The organism is Massilia sp. NBRC 108631 (genome assembly GCF_059704565.1).
Genome location: NZ_BAAKJE010000102.1, coordinates 1 through 19,941 on the forward strand (window position 1 = coordinate 1; position 19,941 = coordinate 19,941).

Consider the following 19,941-nt stretch of genomic DNA (forward strand, 5'->3'; position numbering starts at 1 on the left):
CGCACAGCGCGCTCCATCACTTCGGGGGAAAACTTCGTGGATTTTCGTTTCATGGCTCCATTCTCTCAGATGTTGGAGCCTCCCAGATTTCCGGTCCGGTTCATGCTGAAAATACAGCACGTCATGGCAATTTGCGGCAAGTCACGCTCTGCAATCTATAAGGAAATCAGGAAAGGACTTTTCCCTCGTCAACTGAAGCTCGCGTCACGCTCGGCAGGCTGGTCGAGAAATGAAATTGAACAGTGGCTCGAGGAGCGCAAGAAGGAACGAGACCAGGCGCCAACACAGCCATACTCCATCGGTCGCGGCAGCGCGCTTTCGGCGCGACAGTCGGCCCCGCGTCCCACACCCGTCCGCGATTCGCGTCCAGGGCGTGGAATGGACGAACGTGGTTGACGTTCGGCGTAAAAACCCACAGCTCGGCGCACGCATGGCAGGCCTTTTGCGTCGGGCAATCTGCAGGCGCCAAGATAGTCGGCCAATCGACGCCTGAACACCAAGCCATAGAGGCATCATCCTCGGCGCGACGCGCTGCAATTGCCTCAATAAGGCCCCGCCCGCTCCCCCTGCACGTCCCCATGACTGTTCGTTGGACGCAACAACTCGACGCCAATCTGCTATTTAAACGTCGTATGTCGAAAGCCGAAAAGCCCCGAATTTTGATTGGCGATTGCGGACTTCGATAAGATATTTTTTTCAGGCAATTTTCGGACTATTCCGTACTTTTTCCGTACCTATTCCCCAAACGCAAGAAAGGCCTGCGAATGTTTTTCGCAAGCCTTTGATTTTTTTCAGAATTCTTGGTGGGAAGTGCAAGTTTCGAACTTGCGACCCCTGCAGTGTGAATGCAGTGCTCTACCCCTGAGCTAACCTCCCGTTGAGTGCGAGCATTATAGCGCACCGATCACGTTTGTAAAAGGGCCAACGCGAAAAATCCTTACGCGGCGGGAACGGCCAGGGCCGCGCGCCAGATGCAGTTGCCTTTCACGGCCTTGTCCAGTCCGTTCAGCGTGTCTTCGTGCGCCGCCAGCTCCTCATCGTCGGCTGCCAGCACGATAACCTCGGCCAGAGGCACCGGCTCCAGCAGCACGCCGCCTTCCTGCACTTCTTCTTCCACGTCCATGCCCAGGCTGTTCTGGCCGCGTGTCATCGACAGGTAGACGTCAGCCAGCAGCTCGGCATCGAGCAGCGCGCCGTGCAGCTTGCGGTGGGCGTTGGAGATGCCGAAGAAGTCGCACAGCGCGTCCAGCGAGTTGCGCTTGCCGGGACGCATTTCCTTGGCTACCGACAGCGTGTCGATCACGCCGTTAATGTGGTCGTCCACCGGCGGCATGTTGAGCATGCGGAACTCGTGGTTCAGGAAGCCCATGTCGAACGGCGCGTTGTGGATGATCAGCTCGGCGCCCTGGATGTAGTCGCGGAACTTGTCGGCGATCTCGAAGAAGCGCGGCTTGTCGCGCAGAAATTCGGTGGTCAGGCCGTGGACGTTCAGCGCCCCCTCTTCCGACTCCCGTTCCGGGTTGATGTAGACGTGAAAGTTGTTCCCCGTCAGCATGCGGTTGACCAGCTCGACGCAGCCGATTTCAATGACGCGGTTGCCGAGCTTGGGGTTGATGCCGGTGGTTTCAGTATCGAGGACGATTTGACGCATGGATTTCTTCAGGAAAGACTAGGAGCAAGCCGGGCAGTATAACAAAGCCCGGCCGGGCGGACCGGGTTTGCGGCGCTTATCTGCGCACCGTTTCCACGCCCTTGTTGGCCAGCTGGTCGGCCCGCTCGTTGCCGGGATGGCCGTTGTGGCCGCGCACCCAGCGCCAGTCCACCTTATGCACGGCCTGCGCCTGGTCCAGCGCCTGCCACAGGTCGGCGTTCTTCACCGGTTCCTTGGCCGAGGTCATCCAGTTGCGCTTCTTCCAGCCGTGGATCCACTCGCTGATGCCCTTCTGCACATACTGGCTGTCGGTGTGCAGCACCACTTCGCAGGGCCGCTTGAGCGCGTTGAGCGACTCGATCACGGCGCGCAATTCCATGCGGTTGTTGGTCGTATTCAGTTCGCCGCCAAACATTTCCTTCTCGGCGCCGTCGGCGCGCAGCCATGCTCCCCAGCCACCGGTGCCGGGGTTGCCCTTGCATGCGCCGTCGGTAAAAATCTCAACCTTATCCATCCTGCTGTTCCCGCCTTTTGTTCGTTGCCGGCACGCCCGTTGGGGCCGTGGCCGATTTTTTGGTCCATGCCGGACCGATCAGGTGCATGCCTTTGACGCGCTTGACCGCCTGCACCATGTACACCGCGCCGAAATACGGCCACGAGCGCTTCCCCACCTTGTCCATGAAGGCGTAGCGCTGCAGCCATTTATCGGTGCGGCAAGCGGGCGCGTAGCAGCCGAAGTGGCTTTGCGTGGCGCCCAGATTCAATAATTTTAACCAGTCTTTCAGGCGCGGCATAGAGATGAATTCTCCGTCACGCGGCAGGAAATGGTTGCCGGTGATGCGCGCGGTCACGTGCCGCAAGCCCCACAAGCTGGCCGGATTGAAGCCGCAGATGATCAGCTGGCCCTCCGGCCGCAGCACGCGCTCCACCTCGCGCAGCACCTGGTGCGGCTCGGCGGCGTATTCCAGCACGTGTGGCAGCACCACCAGATCCAGGCTTTGCGAGGCGAACGGCAGCTCGGCATAGTCAAGCGTGACGGCCACCTGGCGTAGTTCGCTGCCGTTGGCCATGCGCAGCGGGCGCGGACGGGTGTCGGCCAGCCATTTGCGCGGCATGCGGTTGGCCGCCAGCGTGTCGATCTGCGGCATGCCGATCTGCACCGCATTAAAGCCGAAGATGTCAGCCGTCAGCTCGTCCAGGCGCGCCTGCTCCCAGGCGCGCACGTAGGCGCCCGGCGGCGTTTGCAGCCAGCTGTCCAGCGCTATAATGGATTTTTCGGATGCCGCGCTATCCATGCCGCTCTTTCTCTATGACCTCTGACCGCACGCTTGCCGTCCTCACCGTTCCCGCCTTCAATGACAATTACCTGTGGCTCATCCATGACGGCGTCAACGCCGCCGTGGTCGACCCCGGGGACGCGCAGCCCATCCTGGCCGCGCTGAAGGCCCATGGGCTGACACTTACCGCCATTCTACTCACGCACCACCATGCTGACCACACGGGCGGTGTCCCAACATTATTACAGCATTACGCGGTGCCGGTGTACGGACCTCGCAATGACGGCATCGCCACGGTCACCAGGCCGCTGTCCGAGGACGATACGGTGGACGTACCGGGCCTGGACCTGCAGCTGAGCGTGCTGGAAGTGCCGGGGCACACGCTGGGCCACATCGCCTATGTGCGCACCGGCGATGAACCCTGGCTGTTCTGCGGCGACACGCTGTTTGCCGGCGGCTGCGGCCGCCTGTTCGAGGGCTCGCCGTCGCAGATGGTCGATTCGCTCAATAAGCTGGCCACCCTGCCCGCCGACACCAAGGTGTTCTGCGCCCACGAGTACACGCTGTCCAACCTGCGCTTCGCTAGCGCGGTCGAGCCCGGCAACACCGCGCTGCAGGCACGCGTGGAGGCGGACACGGCCAAACGCGCGCGCGGCGTGCCGACCGTGCCGAGCACCGTGGGCATGGAGCGCAACACCAATCCCTTCCTGCGGTACGCCGAACCGCAGATCGCCGCGCAGCTGGTGGCGGCGGGCAAATTGCAAGGCGGCGAAGCGCCGGTGGCCGTATTCGCGGCCCTGCGGCAATGGAAAAACAGCTTTTAAGCGGGGTTCAATGAAACAGGTGACATGCTATTTCGATCCGATCAGCCCGTTCGCGTGGCTGGCCACCAAGGAAATCGGCCGCATCGAGGCGGCCGGCTGCACGGTCGAATTCGTGCCGGTGCTGTTCGCGGCCATGCTCAATGCGCACGGCAACAAGGGGCCGGCGGAAATCCCCGCCAAGCGCGTGCACACCTTCCGCGATGCGATGCGGCTGGCGGCGGCGAAAGGACTGCGCTTCACTGGGCCGCCGGGCCACCCCTTCAACCCTCTGCCCGCCTTGCGCGTCAGCACCGCGATTGCGGATGCAGCGGCGCGCAAGCGCTTCGTGGTGGCGCTGTATGCGGCCTCCTGGGAGCGCGGGGCGGATGTCTCGGATATGGCAGTGCTGGCCGGGCTGGCCGACGAATGCGGACTGGACGGCAAGGCGCTGGTGCAGGCCGCCGGCACGCCGGAGGTCAAACAAGCGCTGGCGGCGGCCACCGAGCGGGCCATAGGCGCGGGCGTGTTTGGCGTGCCTACCTTTGAGTACGAGGGGGAGTTCTTCTGGGGTGCGGACCGCATCGATTCCTTGCTATGGCGCCTGGCAGGCAACAGCATCGACGAGGCCGCCTTGCACGCCTTTCTGGAACGGCCTGCACTGGCCCAGCGCAAGCCAACGTGACGCTGGCGGGTGACGCGGGGCGCGCCCCGCTCACCCGCCAACGCACGTCGCTTAAATTTCTTCGTACAGCGGCAGGGTCAGGAACTCGGCGAACGCGGTGGCAGTCGACATTTCTTCGAAGATCTCGGCGGCGCGTTCATAGTTCATGCTGCTGCCGTCCGGGGCCGAGGCTTTTACCTTGGGCAGTTCTTCGGTGATCATGGCGCGCACCATTTCAGCGGTCACCTTGCGGCCGTCTTCCAGCGTACCCTTGGTGGAACGAATCCACTGCCACACTTGCGAACGGCTGATCTCGGCGGTGGCCGCATCTTCCATCAGGTTGTGGATAGGCACGCAACCGTTGCCGCCCAGCCAGCTGCCCAGGTAGTGGATGCCGACGTTGATGTTGTAGCGCAAGCCCGCTTCGGTGATCGGCGCTTCCGGCTGGAAGTTCAGCAGGTCGGCGGCAGTCACTTCCACATCCGGGCGCTGCTTGCTGATCTGGTTGGGCGCATCGCCCAGCACCTTGGTGAACTCGCCCATGGCCAGCTCAACCAGGCCAGGGTGCGCTACCCAGCCGCCGTCGTAGCCGTCGGTCGCGTCGCGCGCCTTGTCGTTGCGCACGCCGCCCATCGCCACTTCGTTCTTTTCCGGATCGTTCTTGATCGGAATCAGCGCGGCCATGCCGCCGATGGCCGGCGCGTTGCGCTTGTGGCAGGTCTTCAACAGCAGCAGCGCGTACGAGCGCATGAACGGCGCGGTCATGGTGACCTTGGCGCGGTCGGCCAGGCAGAAGTCCTTGTCCAGCTTGAACTTCTTGATGCAGGAGAAGATGTAGTCCCAGCGGCCGGCGTTCAGGCCCGAGCTGTGCTCGCGCAACTCGTACAGGATTTCGTCCATCTCGAAAGCTGCCAGGATGGTTTCAATCAGCACGGTGGCCTTGATGGTGCCCTGCGGCAGGCCCAGTTCGTTTTGGGTCATCACGAAAATGTCGTTCCACAGGCGCGCTTCCAGGTGCGATTCCATCTTCGGCAGGTAGAAGTAGGGGCCGGCGCCGCGCGCCAGCTGCTCTTTCGCGTTGTGGATCATGAACAGCGCGAAGTCGAAGATGCCGCCGGAGATGCGCTTGCCGTCCACCAGCACATGCTTCTCGTCCAGGTGCCAGCCGCGTGGACGCACCACCAGGGTGGCGGTCTTGTCGTTCAGCTTGTACGATTTGCCGTTCTGTTCCAGCGCGATGGTCTTGCGCACGGCGTCCATCATGTTGACCTGGCCGCTGATCTGGTTGTCCCAGTTCGGCGTGTTCGAGTCTTCGAAGTCGGTCATGTAGCTGTCGGCGCCCGAGTTCAGCGCATTGATCACCATCTTGCGCTCCACCGGGCCGGTGATTTCCACGCGGCGGCATTCCAGCGCCTTGGGAATGGGTGCGATGGTCCAGTCGCCGGCGCGGATGTGCGCGGTCTCTTTCAGGAAGTCCGGACGCTCGCCCTCGTCCAGGCGCTTGGCGCGTGCCACGCGGGCGGCCAGCAGCTCCTGGCGGCGCGGTTCAAACGCGCGCGACAGCTTGGCCACCAGGGCCAGCGCATCCGGCGTCAGTACGGTTTCGTAGCCGGGCTTGATGGCGCCGGTAATTTCCATGCCTGCTGGCAGAGTGATGGTGGCTTGCGTCATGAGATCTCCGATGGTGGGTAGTGTGAATCCTCAGTATAGGCGCTGGGCGTCTACATGTTTTTTGCAGTATATTCACTAAATAGTTATGCAAACAAGACTAAAAATCACTTCATCTATGCGTTTTTTGCACAAGTACTAGGAAAACTCTTATGGGTCAGTTCAGACAAATCTCCACTTTCGTCGAGGTGGTAGCCAAGGGCAGCCTCTCGGCCGCAGCCCGCGCGGAAGGCATAGCGCCCGCCGTTATTGGGCGCAGGCTGGATGCGCTGGAACAGCGGCTGGGCGTCAAGCTGCTGCAGCGCACCACCCGCAAATTGGCCTTGACCAACGAGGGTGCGGCTTTCCTGGAGGACTGCCAGCGCATCCTGACCGAGCTGGAAGATGCGGAAGCAGCGGTGGCCGAACGCAGCGCGCGCGCAACAGGCCACCTGCTGGTGTCGGCCCCGGCTGGCTTTGGAAGGCAGCACGTGGCGCCGCTGCTGCCCTCTTTCCTGTCCGAACACCGCGATGTGCGCGCCACGCTGAACCTGAACGACCGCGTGGTGGACATCATCGGCGAAGGGGTGGACGTGGCCATCCGCATCGCCTCGCTGTCCGATTCCAACCTGGTCGGCGTCAAGCTGGCCGACAATCAGCGCGTGCTGGTGGCCACGCCGGCCTACCTGAAACGGCACGGCATGCCGCGCACGCTGGACGACCTGCACAAGCACAACTGCCTGGCCATCAGCAGCGATGGTTCGCAGCGCGGCTGGACCTTCAAGCACGAGGGCAAGATCGTCACGCTGAAAGTGGGCGGGAACATGGGCTGCAACGACGGCGCGGTGCTGCACGACTGGGTGCTGGCGGGGAAAGGCCTGGCCTGGCGGTCGATGTGGGAGGTGGGTGGCGATATCGAGGCGGGCCGCCTGCGCACGGTGCTGGACGAGTACGCCGCGCCGGGCAACGACATCTACGCAGTGTTCGCACAGCGCAACCACCTGCCGCTGAGGATACGGGCCTTCGTAGACTTCCTGCGGCGCACGTACGCGCAGCCGGGCTACTGGCGCAAGGAGAAGGTTGCCGCGTGACCGCATTAGCGGCTTACGCCGCTGCGCTCCCAAGCCGCCATGCACGGAACGTACAGACAAAAAAAAATCCTCGGAAACCGAGGATTTCTTCATCTCGTAAGATTCAGCGTATTACAGTGGCTGAATGTTCGAAGCTTGCTTGCCCTTAGGGCCGGCGGTTACTTCAAACGAAACGCGCTGGTTCTCTTGCAGCGATTTGAAGCCAGCCGATTGGATAGCCGAGAAGTGAGCGAACAGATCTTCGCCGCCTTCGTCAGGGGTAATGAAGCCAAAACCCTTCGAATCATTGAACCATTTTACGATACCAGTTGCCATTACAATTCCTATTTCAGTTAAGTTGGGCTTGCGCCCGTGATATCGTTTGAAGCAAGTAAGAAATGACAGACAAACTGCACTACTCTTGAATCTAACGATCCCGCATTATACCGAATAAAACGAAAAAATCTCGTTTTCACGAAAATAAATGCAAGGATGTGACTTTGGTGGTGTAGCCATCTAGCCAGATCTCCCGAGCACAAATTCGCGCGGCATGTGTGTCACTATAGACAAGATCCGGTGATCGCGCTTGAGGAATATCAAAAGTGCGCAAATAAACTTCGGTTTCAGCCGGCGTAAACCGCTGCTTTCGGGTCCCGCGCTGCCCAGGACAGGTAGCGTTCCACCTGCCCCGCCAGCGCCTCCCATCCATCCACCTCGGCGGGCCGTTTCCCCAGCAACGGCAGGAGTTCCTGCTCGATACGGCGCGCTTCGGCGCCGTAAGCGGCGAAGCCGAAAGTGGCCGCCGAACCGGCCACGCCGTGCAGCAAGGCGTGCAGTTTTTCCAGCGATTCCGCGTCCGAATCGGCGTTGCGGCAATGAGACAAGGCGGCGGAAATCGCTTGCAGCGTAGCGGGTATGCCGGCCGCATACTTGTCGCCGAGCGCACTGAGGCGTGCGCGGAAGTTCGGATCGGCCAGGGTCGCCACGCGCCGCTCCTCTTATTTGGTGCCGAAGATGCGGTCGCCCGCGTCGCCCAGGCCCGGCACGATGTAGGCGTGCTCGTTCAGATGGCTGTCCAGCGCGGCGCAGTAGATCTTCACGCCCGGATGGGCCTTCTGGAACACTTCAATGCCCTCCGGCGCGGCCACCAGGGCCAGGAAGATGATCTGCTCGTCCGTGACGCCGCGCTTTTTCAGCACGTCCACCGCGTGCACCGCCGAATTGCCGGTGGCCACCATCGGATCGCACAGGATGAAGGTGCGCTCGGCCAAGTCAGGCAGGCGCACCAGGTACTCGACCGGCTGGTGGGTATCCGGATCGCGGAACACGCCGATGTGGCCGACGCGGGCCGATGGCACCAGGCTCAGCAGGCCGTCGCTCATACCGATGCCGGCGCGCAGGATAGGCACAATGGCCAGCTTGCGGCCTGCGATGACGGGCGCGTCGATCGTCATCAGCGGGGTCTCGATCACGCGCGTGCCGAGCGGCAGGTCGCGGGTGATCTCGTAGCCCATCAGCAAAGTGATTTCCTTCAGCAGCTCGCGGAAGGTGCGGGTCGAGGTCGCCTTGTCGCGCATGTGGCTCAGCTTGTGCTGAATCAGCGGGTGGTCGGTGATGAACAGGTTGGGGAAGCGCGGATCTTGTTTCATAGGGAACTCATATCTAATCGGTTATAACCCGCATTATCCCAGCCATCCAGGCCCGGTGGAATGGTTTCACTGAAATTATTGTCCCCTCCCCCGGCTTAGCCGGGGGCTGCCAGTTTGGGCGGCAACTTTGCCCGTCTGCTACTCTATAGAGGTGCTTTTCTGACGCTCATCAATCCTTTTTTGCAAAACATGCATAGATGTTGTCGTTTTTCATGTTTTTCAGGCTCCAACAGTGATACATTTCGTTCTGGTTTTGCAACAATAGTTCTGAAAGAGTAGACCGACACGATGCTATCCAGTGCCCCTACAACGCCCGTGCGCTCCAGCCACAACGACATGGACAGCCTTCTCGAGGAGGCTGGCGACGTGGTGTTTCGGCTCGATTTGCAAGGCGAGGTGCTGTTCGCCAGCAAGCACGCGCTGGCGCTGTCCGGCCTGGACAGCCTGCTCGGCACCAGCCTCGCGGCACTGACCAGCGACACCGACCAGCCGGCCCTGAAGGCCTCCCTGGCCGAGCTGCGACAGTCCGGCACTGCCGCCCGCGTCGAAGTGCGCCTCAAAGGCGAGCAATGCGAAGTCTGGTTCGAATTGCGCTTATCGGTTTATGGACGATCGGGCGTAGGCAATGCCGGCGGCATCCTGGTGGTGGGCCGCGACCTGACGGTCCAGCACAGCACCGAAGAACGCCTGCGCCACATGGCGACCCATGACGCCTTGACCGAGCTGCCCAACCGCCTGCTGCTGTCCGACCGCATCCGCATGACGATTGCCCAGGCGCGCCGTTCCGGCCAGGGCTTTTCGGTGGCCACGGTGGGCATCGACGGCTTCAAGAAGGTCAATGACGGCCTCGGCCACCCGGTCGGCGACGCGGTGCTGCGCATGGCCGCCGCGCGCCTGCGCAAGACGCTGCGCGATTCGGACACCCTGGCCCGCGTCGGCGGCGACGAATTCGTGGCGGTGCTGCCCGGCACGGCCAGCGAAGCGCAGATCAAGCTGGTCACCGGCCGCCTGCTGGCGACGCTGCAGGCGCCGTTCGAAATCGACACCCATACCATCTACCTGGGCGCCTCGGTCGGCGTGTCGGTCTATCCGCAGCACGCCGAGGACGAGGTGCGGCTGGTGGCACTGGCGGACGCGGCCATGTCGCGCGCCAAGGAAACCGGCAAGGCGCGCTGCGTGGTCTACAGCCCGCGCCACGGGGGCCCGCCGGAACACGACATTTCGCTGGAAGCGGCCATGTTCCAGGCCGTGCGCGAGGGCGAGTTCATGCTGTATTACCAGCCCATCGTCGACGCCCGCACGCGCGAGATCGAGGGCTTTGAAACGCTGATGCGCTGGAAGCACCCTACCCTGGGCATGGTGCCGCCGGTGCGTTTCATTCCGATAGCCGAAACCAACGGCCTGATCAACCTGCTCGGCGCCTGGGCGCTGAAGGCGGCTTGCGTCCAGCTCAAGCAGTTTGAAGAGGTCGCCAAGCGGCCGCTGTATATTTCTGTTAACATTAGCCCTCGGCAATTCCGCAACGACAAATTCCTTGACGTGCTGGACGACGCGATGGCGTTCTCCGGCCTCCCGGGTGAGCAATTGGTATTAGAAATTACAGAAGGCACCCTGATGATTGATCCGGCCCATGCCGAAACCATCCTGACCCGGATGGCGGAACGCAAGGCGCGCATCGCCATCGACGATTTCGGCACCGGCTATTCCTCGCTGGCCTATCTGAAGCGCTTCCCCATCTCGGTCCTGAAAATCGACCGCGCCTTTATCCGCGACCTGCCCGGCTCGCAGAAGGATGGCGCCATCTGCAACGCCGTGCTGGACCTGGCCAAGCACCTGGACTTGTCGGTGGTGGCCGAAGGCGTGGAAACCGAAGAACAGCTGGCGCACCTGCAGGAACGCGGCTGCCAGTACATCCAGGGCTACCTGACCGGCAAACCGATGGCCGCCCATGTGGCCATGGCGGCGCTGCGCGAGCGCACCTACGCCAACCTGGTGCCGGCCGAGGTGAAACTGGAAACCCGGGCCGAGGCGAGGCAGGTGCAGGCATGAATTCCGCATTCAACATGGCGCCAAGCCCTGCGCCGAACAGCGCCCCCGGCCTGGCTCCAGGCCTGCAGCCCGCGCTGACACCCGAGCAGGCGCCGCAAGCCGACGGCAGCAAGACACTGTCCCAGCTGTGGGACCGCACCCGCATGCAGGGCGACATGCCCGGCTTTGCCAAGGCCATCTCCTCCATCCTGGGCGCCATGCGCGGCGAGGACGAGAGCGATTTCAACATGACTCAGACCGTGCTGTCGGACCCCGTGCTGACGCAAAAGGTGCTGCGGCTGGCCAATAGCGGCATGTACTCGGCCTTCGGCCAGCACGTCAACACCGTCAGCAAGGCGGTGCTGGTGCTGGGCACCGAAGCCATCGGTCACCTGGCGCTGGGGCTGAAACTGATCGAGGAACTGTCGGTGGCCGGCGCGGGCGCGGGCTCGTCCAGCGCCCACATCGAAATGGAAAAGGCGGTGCTGGCCGGCATGGTGGCGCAGCAAGTGGCCAGCAGCGCCAACAGCCGCCACGCCGAGGAAGCCGTGGTCTGCTCGCTGCTGCACTCGCTTGGCCGCATGATGATTACCTTCTACATGCCGGAGCGCTGGAGCCAGATGCAGGAAATCGCCGGCGTCGACAAGGAAGACCAGGCCGCGCCGCAGGTGCTGGGCCTGACGATGGAGGAAGTGGGCAGCGCCGCCGCCACGCACTGGGGCCTGCCGAAGAATTTGATCAGTGGCATGCGCATCGTGGCGCCTGCCGAACCCGGCGCGGAAGTGAGCCACGCCGACTGGATCGCCGGCCTGTCGACCATGTCGGCCCGCTGCGCCGAATCGCTGTGGCATGACGACGAGGCCGGCGCGCTGGAAGTCAAGCGCATCACCGAGAGCTATTCGGGCATGCTGGGCGTGGCGCCGGAACAGATGGGCGAAGCGATAGAAAAGGCGCGCGAAGCGGCGGTCAACGACCTGTCGATCGCACCGCTGTCCAAGCCGGCCGAACGGCGCGCCAAGGCGCTGGCCAAGACGCGCCAGCGCGCCGCCGGCAACAAGATCCTGCTCAGCGGCCTGGCCGACATGCGCGACCTGGTCGATTCGGCCAGCCCGGGCCAGATGGTGTCCATTGCGCTCGAGACGGTGTACCAGGGCCTGGACTTCTCCCGCGCGGTCGCTTTTGTGCGCAACCGCCGCGAGGGCCGCTACGCCGCCAAGATGTGCTTCGGCGAGGGCGTGAAGGAAAAGCTGGGCGAAATGGTGTTCGACGACGCGTATGAGCCGAACGTGTTCCATGCCGCACTGAACAGCGACCGCGTGATCTTCATCGAGAACGCGCGCGACCCGAAATTCGCCGCCAAGCTGCCGGCCTGGTGGAAAGCCACGCTGTCCGAGGCGCGCAGCTTCGTCATCCTGCCGCTGCTGTCGAACCTGCAGCCGGCCGGCTTCATCTACGGCGACTGGGACGAGTCCTTCCCGCCCATCCAGCTCAGCCAGACCGAGTTCGGCCTGCTGAACGATATGCGCGCGCTGGTGGTCAAGGCGGTCGAGCGGCGCCACCAGCTGGAAGCGGTGGGCAACCGGGTGGGCTAGGCCCGCCCCGCGGTCCAGCGGAACGACAGCGCCGCCGCTCCCGCGGCGCCCGCCGCCAGGGTGGCCGCCACGTAGTAGACCGATTCGGGGCCCAGCCCTTCCCAGCACTGCGACAATCCGAGCCCGCCCAGCGTTCCGCCTACGCCATAGGAAATGCTGATGTAGAGCGCCTGTCCGCGCGCCTGCAAAGGTCCGGCGAACCAGCGCTGCATCGCCAGCACCGACGACGAGTGGTGCAGCGCGAACGTGGCCGCGTGCAGCAGCTGCGCCAGCACCAGCAGCGCCAGCCAGTGCGCGCCCGCCCCTATCATGGCGAACCGCAGCACGGCAACGCCGAAAGCCAGCATCAGCATGGCCTGCGCGCCCCAGCGTTTGAGCAGCGGCGCCTGGAAGTAGAACAACATCACTTCCGCCATCACGCCCAGCGACCACATGGCGCCGATCACGGTCTTGCTGTAGCCGGCGCGCTCCAGATACAGCGAATAGAAGGTGTACAGCGAAGTATGGGCGGACACCATCAGCGCGCTGGAGGCAAAGAAGGCCAGCACCTCGCGCCGGCGCAGCACCGCCAGCAAGGCCGGGCGCGCACCGGCGTGCTGCTGGCGCGGCGCCTCGTGCATGCGGAACGCCGCGCCCACCACGCACGCCAGCAGCGCCCCGGCTGCCCACGGCAAGGCGCGCGTACCCCAGTAGTCGAGCGCGCAGGCGGTCAGCATGGCGGCCACGATGAATCCGACCGAGCCCCACAGGCGGATGCGGCCATAGTAGGTCAAGTCGCCGCGCATCTCGGACAGCATCAACGCCTCGCAGATGGGCCCCTGCGCGCTGGTAAACAGGTTGAGCAGCACCATGGCCGCGAAGAAGTGGGCGAACGTGCTGCCGATAAAGAAGCCGGAGAATGCCGTCAGCGCGGCCAGGCCGGTGAGGCGCAGCACCACCACGCGGCGCTCCGTGTGGTCGGCCACCCAGCCCCACAGGTTGGGCCCGAAAATGCGCAGCACCTGGATCAGCGACATCAGCACGCCGATCTGCGCCACCGTCATGCCCTGGTCGGCGAAGAACAGGCTGGCGTACGTGGAGAAAGTACCCGCGTGCGCGTAGTAAAAGAAGAGGAAGGTACCGAAGCTGAAGAACTGGGTGGGCATGGCGATGGCCTCCCCCGCAGGGCGGGAAAGGCCGGGCTGGAGTGAAGAACCTTACTTGCTGCGCGCGATATCCGGGGTGGCCACGCTGACGTCGCCGCATTGCGCTCGGTGCATCAGTGCGTGGTCCATCAGCACCAGCGCCAGCATGGCTTCGGCGATCGGCGTGGCACGGATGCCCACGCACGGGTCGTGGCGGCCGAAGGTTTCCACCATCACCGGGTTGCCTTCCTTGTCGATCGAGCGGCGCGGCGTGCGGATCGACGAGGTGGGCTTGATGGCGATGGAGACGGTGATGTCCTGGCCGGTCGAGATCCCGCCCAGCACACCGCCGGCGTTGTTGCCGACGAAGCCTTCCGGGGTCAGCTCGTCGCCATGCTCGGAACCCTTCTGCGCCACCGACTTGAAGCCGGCGCCGATCTCCACGCCCTTGACCGCGTTAATGCCCATCATCGCGTAGGCGATATCGGCGTCCAGCTTGTCGTAGATGGGCTGGCCCAGGCCCACCGGCACGTTCTGCGCCACCACGTCGATGCGCGCGCCGATCGAGTCGCCTTCCTTGCGCAGCGCGTCCATCGCGTCTTCCATGCGCGCAATCAGCGCTGCGTCGCCGCTGGCGGCGAAGAAGGGATTGTTCGGTACGTGCTCCCAGGCTTCGAACGGCACCGGGATGTCGCCCAGCTGGCTCATGCAGCCCTTGAACACAGTGCCGTACTGCTGCTGCAGCCATTTCTTGGCCACCGCCGCCGCGCCGACGATGGGCGCCGTCAGGCGCGCCGAGGAGCGGCCGCCGCCGCGCGGATCGCGCACGCCATACTTGTGCCAGTAGGTGTAATCTGCATGGCCGGGGCGGAAGCTTTCCGTGATATTGCCGTAGTCCTTGCTGCGCTGGTCTTCGTTGCGGATCAGCAGTGCGATCGGGGTGCCGGTGGTGACGCCCTGGTACACGCCGGACAGGATTTCGACCCGGTCCGGTTCCTGGCGCTGGGTGACGTGGCGCGACGTGCCGGGCTTGCGGCGGTCCAGCTCGGGCTGGATGTCGGCCTCGCTCAGCGGCAGGCCCGGAGGGCAGCCATCGATGACGCAACCGATCGCAATACCATGCGATTCGCCGAAAGTGCTAACAGAAAACAGCTTGCCAAAGGAATTACCGGACATAGGGAGCAGAGTGAGTAGACTGAGGGAATCTCTCAATTCTACCAGTCCCCCGCGCCGGCCGTGGCAAGCATGCCGAAATAGTACTTATCAGTACTATTAAAATGTCGTTATTGGTGACAGGAAAGCACTGAAATGATCGTTCTGCCTAACAATTCCCTATATACTTGAAATCAAGAACACCGAGATATCTGGAGAAGCGACACATGCCCCCATCGATCACGCCCCTTGACCCAAACAAGGACGATCAGGACGATCTGGTATTCTTGGAGGAACATCCGGCGGAACCGGCAGCGCACGCTTCCCGCGAGGTGTGGCGCGTGATGATCATCGACGACGACGAAGACGTCCATTCCACCACCACGTTTGCGCTCGGCAACCTGGACATGCAGCAGCGTCCGCTGGAGTTCGTCCACGCCTATTCCGCCAGCCAGGCCCGCGAAATGCTCAAGCACGAGCACGACATCGCCGTCATCCTGCTCGACGTGGTGATGGAACAGGACGACGCCGGCCTGCACCTGGTGCGCTACATCCGCGAAACGCTCAAGCTTGCCGACGTGCGCATCATCCTGCGCACCGGCCAGCCCGGCTACGCGCCGGAAATCGACGCCATCCGCGACTACGACATCAACGATTACAAGACCAAGTCCGAGCTGACCCGCATCAAGCTGTTCACCACGGTGACGGCGGCGATCCGCTCCTACGAACAGATCCGCAAGATCAGCAACAGCCGGCGCGGCCTGGACCAGATCGTCCACGCCAGCACCGAGCTGATGTCGCTGCACGGCGTGCACAATTTCGCCGCCGGCGTGCTGGCCCAGATCGCCTCGCTGCTGCGCCAGCCGGCCAACGGTGTGCTGTGCGTACAGGAATGCCCGGACAGCGGCTGCCACGAGCTGATGGCCATGGCCGCCGCCGGCAGCTACGCCAACCTGGATGGGCAGCAGCTGACCGTGCGCAACGAGCCGCGCGTGACCGAAGCCATGGAACGCTCACTGGACGAGCGCCGCAACCACTACGGCAACGGCTGCATCACGCTGTACTTCGCCGGCAAGGCCAGCCGCGCCTTTGTCGCTTTTATGCTGGTGGACCGCCCGGTGACCGAACTGGAAGAGCGGCTGCTGGAAGTCTTTTGCAGCAACGTCGCCGTGGGGCTGGACAACGTCGAGCTGGTGTCGCACCTGCACAACGCGGCCTTTTACGACCAGCTCTCCAAGCTGCCCAACCGCACCCGCCTGGTGGAGATCCTGGACGCCACGCTGGCCGGTCCGGCCAAGCAGGACGCCAGCGTGGCGCTGGTGGACCTGGACCACTTTGCCGAAACCAACGACGCGCTCGGCCACCAGTTCGGCGACCTGCTGCTGCTGGCCGTGGCCGACCGCCTGCAAACCAACCTGGGACAGCAACTGACGGTGGCGCGCATCGGCGGCGACATCTTCTGCGTGCTGGGCGACGCGGCGCAAGTGAATCCGGCCATGATCCTGGCGCTGTTCCAGGTGCCGTTCAGCATAGACGGCCAGGACGTGCAGCTGTCCGCCACGCTGGGCCTGGTACGCCTGGCCGAGCACGACGGCAGCGGCGCCGACGCGCTGAAGGATGCCGACATCGCCCTCAAGCGCGCCAAGACCCAGCAGCGCGCCGGCCACTTCTATTTCTCCCGCAGCATGGGCGTGGAGATCCGCGAACGGGTGCGCATGATGCACGCGCTGCGCACCGCCTTCGGCCAGAACCAGCTGTTCGTGGTGTACCAGCCGCAGATCGATCTGGCCACGCGCCGCCCGGTGGGCTGCGAAGCGCTGCTGCGCTGGCAGACGCCGGACGGCAAGTTCATCTCGCCGGACCGCTTCATTCCGATTGCCGAGTACTCCGGCCTGATCATCGACCTGGGCGAATGGGTAATGCGCACCGCCTGCCGCGAACTGGTGACGCTGCGCGCGGCCGGCCACGACAACTTCACCATGTCGATCAACGTCTCGCAGGTGCAGTTCCGCCACCCCTACTTCCTCGAGATGCTGCGCCGAGCGCTGGCCGACACCGGGGCGCCGCCGGAATTCGTGGAGCTGGAGATCACCGAATCGATGGCGATGGAAGAGCCGGACCTGCTGATCAAGATGCTGGGCCAGATCAAGCAAACCGGCGTCAGCATCGCAATCGACGATTTCGGCACCGGTTTCTCCTCGCTGTCCTACTTGCAGCGGCTGCAAATCGACCGCCTGAAGATAGACCGCGCCTTCGTCACCGAGATCACCGGTTCGGCGCGTGGCAGCAGCATCGCCGAGATGGTGATCCAGCTGGGCCGCAACCTGGGCCTGGCAGTGATTGCGGAAGGGGTGGAGGACGAGCGGCAGGCGCAGATCCTGCAATCGCTGGGCTGCCCGCTGGCGCAAGGCTTCCTGTTTGCCCGCCCAATGACGGCGGAGGCCCTGAACGGGTGGCTCAACAACGACGCCCTCGAAGGCGTGGCTTGAATAAAAAAACGCTATCCGATGGATAGCGTTCTTCGTTGTGGCCGCCGGATTCAGTCGGCCGGCTGTTCTTCCTCTGCCGGCCAGTCGCGGATATACGCCTTGAGCATGCGGTTCTCGAAGCTCTGCGCTTCCAGCACCGCGCGCGCCACGTCGTAGAACGAGATCACGCCCAGCAGGGTTTTCGCGTTCATCACCGGCAGATAGCGCGCATGCTTTTCCAGCATGATGCGGCGCACTTCGTTGACTTCCGTGTCCGGTGTCACCGTGATCGGGTGGTCTTCCATGTGCTTGCGCACCGTGCCGCCACCGACCGAGCCGTCGTTCTCGTGCAGCGCCTTCAGCACTTCGCGGAAGGTCAGCATGCCGACCAGGTCGCCGAACTCCATCACCACCAGCGAGCCGATGTCTTTCTCGGCCATGGTTTTCGCCGCTTCAGACAAGGGCTGGTCGGGCTTGATGGTATAGAGGATGTTGCCTTTGACTTGAAGAATTTCGGAGACTTTCATTTTGGGCCGTCCTGTCCGTGTGAATGGGATTTGTAGTTATTGTAAGCCTTACTGCGAATGTAGCGTATGCCCGGAGAAAAATCCAGTGTTGCGCAATATCAAATATTGCATGTTGTGCGCGTCTGGTGTGCGCGGTACGATCTTGCCACCTCAATAACCCAAAACGAGACATCCATGAGCGGTCCCCACTACCCTGGCTTCGATACGCTTGCCCTTCACGCAGGCGCCGCGCCCGACCCGGCCACCGGCGCACGCGCGACGCCGATCCATTTCACCTCGTCCTTTGCCTTCCGCGATTCCGACCATGCCGCCGCGCTGTTCAACATGGAGCGCGCGGGCCACGTCTACTCCCGCATCTCCAACCCCACCAACGCCGTGCTGGAAGAACGCATCGCGGCGCTGGAGGGCGGCGTGGCGGGCATCGCCACCGCCAGCGGCCAGGCCGCCATGCACCTCGGCCTGGCCACCATCGCCGGCGCCGGTTCGCACATCGTGGCCTCGCGCGCGCTGTACGGCGGCTCGCACAACCTGCTGGGCTACACGCTCAAGCGCTTCGGCATCGAGACCAGCTTCGTCGATCCGCGCGACCTCGACGCCTGGCGCGCCGCCATCCGGCCCGCAACCAAAGTGCTGTTCGCCGAAACGCTGGGCAATCCGGGGCTGGATGTGCTGAACGTGCCGGCCGTGGCGGCGCTGGCACACAAGCATTGCCTGCCGCTGATGCTGGACTCCACCTTCACCACGCCGTATCTGTTGAAACCCTTCGACCACGGCGCCGACCTGGTGTTCCATTCGGCCACCAAGTTCCTGTGCGGGCATGGCACTGCCATCGGCGGCCTGCTGGTGGACGGCGGCACTTTCGACTGGCAAGCCGCCTATGACAAGACCGGCCGGTTCGCCGAGCTGTGCGAGCCGTACGAGGGCTTCCACGGCATGGTGTTCGCCGAGGAATCCAGCGTGGCGCCGTTCGCGCTGCGGGCCCGGCGCGAGGGCCTGCGCGACTTCGGCGCCGTCATGAGCCCGCACAACGCCTTTGCCGTGCTGCAGGGCATAGAGACGCTGGGCATGCGCATGGAACGGCACGTGGCCAATACACGCAAGGTGGTCCAGTTCCTGCTATCGAATCCGGCGGTGGAGTCGGTGTCCTATCCCGAGCTGGAATCCCACCCGGACTACGAATTGGCCAAGACGCTGCTGCCGAAGGGCTGCGGCGCCGTATTCTCATTTACCATCAAGGGCGACCGCGCGGCAGGACGGCGCTTTGTCGACAGCCTGAAGGTGTTCTCGCACCTGGCCAACGTCGGCGACGCCAAGTCGCTGGTCATCCACCCGGCTTCCACCACGCATTTCCGCGTGCCGGCCGAGCAACTGGCCGCATCGGGCATCGCCGAAGGCACCATGCGCCTGTCGGTGGGCCTGGAGGACGTGGACGACCTGATCGAAGACCTGGCGCGCGGCCTCAAGCTGTCGCAGAAAGGAGGCTGAGATGCTGCTTCAAATCGATGGCGCGGCAGCCTACTGCTACACCGGAGGCAAAACCTTCGACGCGGCCCTGCCCGCCGTGGTCTTCATCCACGGCGCGCAGAACGACCATTCGGTATGGGCGCTGCAGAGCCGCTACCTGGCGCACCACGGCTACGGCGTGCTGGCGGTGGACCTGCCCGGCCATGGCCGCAGCAAGGGTGCGGCCAAGCGCAGCGTGGAGGAGATGGCCGACTGGCTGCTGGCGGTGCTGGACGCGGCCGGCGCGGCGCAGGCCGCGCTGGTGGGACACAGCATGGGGTCGCTGATCGCGCTGGAGCTGGCGCACCGCGCGCCGCAGCGCGTCGCCAAGCTGGCCATGCTGGGGACGGCCTACCCGATGAAGGTATCGGACGCGCTGCTGGATACTTCGCGCGACAACGAGCAGGCCGCCATCGACATGGTGAACATCTACTCGCATTCGAGCATGGCGCAAAAGCCCTCCTGCCCCGGCCCCGGCTTTTCGGTGATGGGCGGCGCGCGCCGGCTGATGCAGCGCATGTCGGCACTGAACCCCGAGCAGCTGTTCTACACGGACTTTTACGCCTGCAACGCCTACGCCAACGGCGAACCGGCGGCGCAGGCGGTGCGCTGCCCTGCCCTGTTCATCTTCGGCGGCAAGGACGTGATGACGCCGCCGAAATCCGCCAGGCTGCTCACCGCCGCCATCCCGCATGGCCAGGTGGTGCAGGTTGACGCGGGCCACTCGCTAATGTCCGAGCAGCCCGACGCGGTACTCGATGCGCTGGCGGCATTCCTGCGCCAGTAGCA

The 19,941-nt window shown here is 63.8% G+C and carries 19 protein-coding genes and 1 tRNA gene; 9 read left to right on the plus strand and 11 right to left on the minus strand.

The window, feature by feature from the left end; translation table 11 throughout:
• Positions 1 to 396, plus strand: a 396-nt coding sequence (locus AC6H42_RS11035; protein WP_497548047.1) for a helix-turn-helix transcriptional regulator, incomplete at its 5' end; no start/stop codon positions are given.
• 405 nt (positions 397 to 801) lie between these two features.
• Here the strand turns inward: AC6H42_RS11035 and AC6H42_RS11040 are convergent.
• The 4 genes from AC6H42_RS11040 to AC6H42_RS11055 all read right to left on the minus strand — a co-directional run bounded on the left by AC6H42_RS11040 (position 802) and on the right by AC6H42_RS11055 (position 2,946).
• Positions 802 to 876 (minus strand) — tRNA-Val (locus tag AC6H42_RS11040).
• A 61-nt stretch (positions 877 to 937) separates the two neighbouring features.
• Positions 938 to 1,651, minus strand: a complete 714-nt coding sequence (dnaQ, locus tag AC6H42_RS11045) for a DNA polymerase III subunit epsilon (RefSeq protein ID WP_057154574.1) — start codon at positions 1,649 to 1,651, stop codon at positions 938 to 940.
• Positions 1,652 to 1,727: 76 nt separating this feature from the next.
• On the minus strand, positions 1,728 to 2,165 hold the full coding sequence (gene rnhA / locus AC6H42_RS11050) for a ribonuclease HI (protein ID WP_057154575.1): 438 nt from the start codon (positions 2,163 to 2,165) through the stop codon (positions 1,728 to 1,730).
• Positions 2,158 to 2,946 carry a class I SAM-dependent methyltransferase gene (locus AC6H42_RS11055; protein ID WP_057154576.1) on the minus strand — a complete coding sequence of 263 codons (789 nt, stop codon included), beginning with the start codon at positions 2,944 to 2,946 and terminating at the stop codon, positions 2,158 to 2,160. The genes rnhA and AC6H42_RS11055 overlap by 8 nt, the downstream gene beginning before the upstream one ends.
• A gap of 14 nt (positions 2,947 to 2,960) precedes the next feature.
• Here AC6H42_RS11055 and gloB point away from each other — a divergent pair, with 14 nt between their 5' ends.
• Positions 2,961 to 3,752 carry a hydroxyacylglutathione hydrolase gene (gene gloB / locus AC6H42_RS11060; RefSeq protein WP_057154577.1) on the plus strand — a complete coding sequence of 264 codons (792 nt, stop codon included), beginning with the start codon at positions 2,961 to 2,963 and terminating at the stop codon, positions 3,750 to 3,752.
• Between the two features lie 10 nt (positions 3,753 to 3,762).
• Complete coding sequence (locus AC6H42_RS11065; protein ID WP_057154578.1) at positions 3,763 to 4,413, plus strand: 2-hydroxychromene-2-carboxylate isomerase; 651 nt, start codon at positions 3,763 to 3,765, stop codon at positions 4,411 to 4,413.
• Between the two features lie 51 nt (positions 4,414 to 4,464).
• Here the strand turns inward: AC6H42_RS11065 and aceB are convergent, their stop codons facing one another.
• Entirely contained in the window at positions 4,465 to 6,063 is a 1,599-nt protein-coding gene (aceB, locus tag AC6H42_RS11070) for a malate synthase A (protein ID WP_057154579.1), read from the minus strand.
• Positions 6,064 to 6,212: 149 nt separating this feature from the next.
• Between aceB and AC6H42_RS11075 the strand changes: the two genes are divergently transcribed.
• Positions 6,213 to 7,130, plus strand: coding sequence for a LysR family transcriptional regulator (locus AC6H42_RS11075; RefSeq protein ID WP_057154580.1), 918 nt, complete (start codon positions 6,213 to 6,215; stop codon positions 7,128 to 7,130).
• Between the two features lie 111 nt (positions 7,131 to 7,241).
• On the opposite strand, the gene AC6H42_RS11080 is transcribed toward AC6H42_RS11075, so the two are convergent.
• The 3 genes from AC6H42_RS11080 to upp form a co-directional block, all read right to left on the minus strand.
• Complete coding sequence (locus tag AC6H42_RS11080; protein ID WP_008448165.1) at positions 7,242 to 7,445, minus strand: cold-shock protein; 204 nt, start codon at positions 7,443 to 7,445, stop codon at positions 7,242 to 7,244.
• Positions 7,446 to 7,732: 287 nt separating this feature from the next.
• Entirely contained in the window at positions 7,733 to 8,095 is a 363-nt protein-coding gene (locus AC6H42_RS11085) for an Hpt domain-containing protein (RefSeq protein WP_057154581.1), read from the minus strand.
• 12 nt (positions 8,096 to 8,107) lie between these two features.
• A complete protein-coding gene (upp, locus tag AC6H42_RS11090; protein WP_057154582.1) occupies positions 8,108 to 8,758 on the minus strand; it encodes a uracil phosphoribosyltransferase in 651 nt (216 codons plus the stop codon).
• A 336-nt stretch (positions 8,759 to 9,094) separates the two neighbouring features.
• On the opposite strand from upp, the gene AC6H42_RS11095 reads away from it, so the two are divergent.
• Entirely contained in the window at positions 9,095 to 10,807 is a 1,713-nt protein-coding gene (locus tag AC6H42_RS11095; RefSeq protein ID WP_497548048.1) for a putative bifunctional diguanylate cyclase/phosphodiesterase, read from the plus strand.
• A 143-nt stretch (positions 10,808 to 10,950) separates the two neighbouring features.
• On the plus strand, positions 10,951 to 12,378 hold the full coding sequence (locus AC6H42_RS11100; RefSeq protein WP_373888169.1) for an HDOD domain-containing protein: 1,428 nt from the start codon (positions 10,951 to 10,953) through the stop codon (positions 12,376 to 12,378).
• On the opposite strand, the gene AC6H42_RS11105 is transcribed toward AC6H42_RS11100, so the two are convergent.
• Positions 12,375 to 13,523: an MFS transporter gene (locus AC6H42_RS11105; RefSeq protein WP_057154584.1), complete on the minus strand. Its 1,149-nt coding sequence runs from the start codon at positions 13,521 to 13,523 to the stop codon at positions 12,375 to 12,377. The two genes, AC6H42_RS11100 and AC6H42_RS11105, sit on opposite strands and share 4 nt — an antisense overlap.
• 51 nt (positions 13,524 to 13,574) lie before the next feature.
• Positions 13,575 to 14,678 (minus strand): chorismate synthase, encoded by a 1,104-nt coding sequence (gene aroC, locus AC6H42_RS11110; protein ID WP_057154585.1) that lies wholly within the window; start codon positions 14,676 to 14,678, stop codon positions 13,575 to 13,577.
• A gap of 203 nt (positions 14,679 to 14,881) precedes the next feature.
• Here aroC and AC6H42_RS11115 point away from each other — a divergent pair, with 203 nt between their 5' ends.
• Positions 14,882 to 17,143 carry an EAL domain-containing response regulator gene (locus AC6H42_RS11115; RefSeq protein WP_057154586.1) on the plus strand — a complete coding sequence of 754 codons (2,262 nt, stop codon included), beginning with the start codon at positions 14,882 to 14,884 and terminating at the stop codon, positions 17,141 to 17,143.
• A 50-nt stretch (positions 17,144 to 17,193) separates the two neighbouring features.
• Here the strand turns inward: AC6H42_RS11115 and AC6H42_RS11120 are convergent, their stop codons facing one another.
• Positions 17,194 to 17,649 (minus strand): CBS domain-containing protein, encoded by a 456-nt coding sequence (locus AC6H42_RS11120; protein ID WP_056389356.1) that lies wholly within the window; start codon positions 17,647 to 17,649, stop codon positions 17,194 to 17,196.
• A gap of 174 nt (positions 17,650 to 17,823) precedes the next feature.
• Between AC6H42_RS11120 and AC6H42_RS11125 the strand changes: the two genes are divergently transcribed.
• A complete protein-coding gene (locus AC6H42_RS11125) occupies positions 17,824 to 19,134 on the plus strand; it encodes an O-acetylhomoserine aminocarboxypropyltransferase (protein ID WP_497548049.1) in 1,311 nt (436 codons plus the stop codon).
• Position 19,135: 1 nt separating this feature from the next.
• A complete protein-coding gene (locus AC6H42_RS11130) occupies positions 19,136 to 19,939 on the plus strand; it encodes an alpha/beta fold hydrolase (RefSeq protein ID WP_057154588.1) in 804 nt (267 codons plus the stop codon).
• Positions 19,940 to 19,941 lie beyond the last annotated feature (2 nt).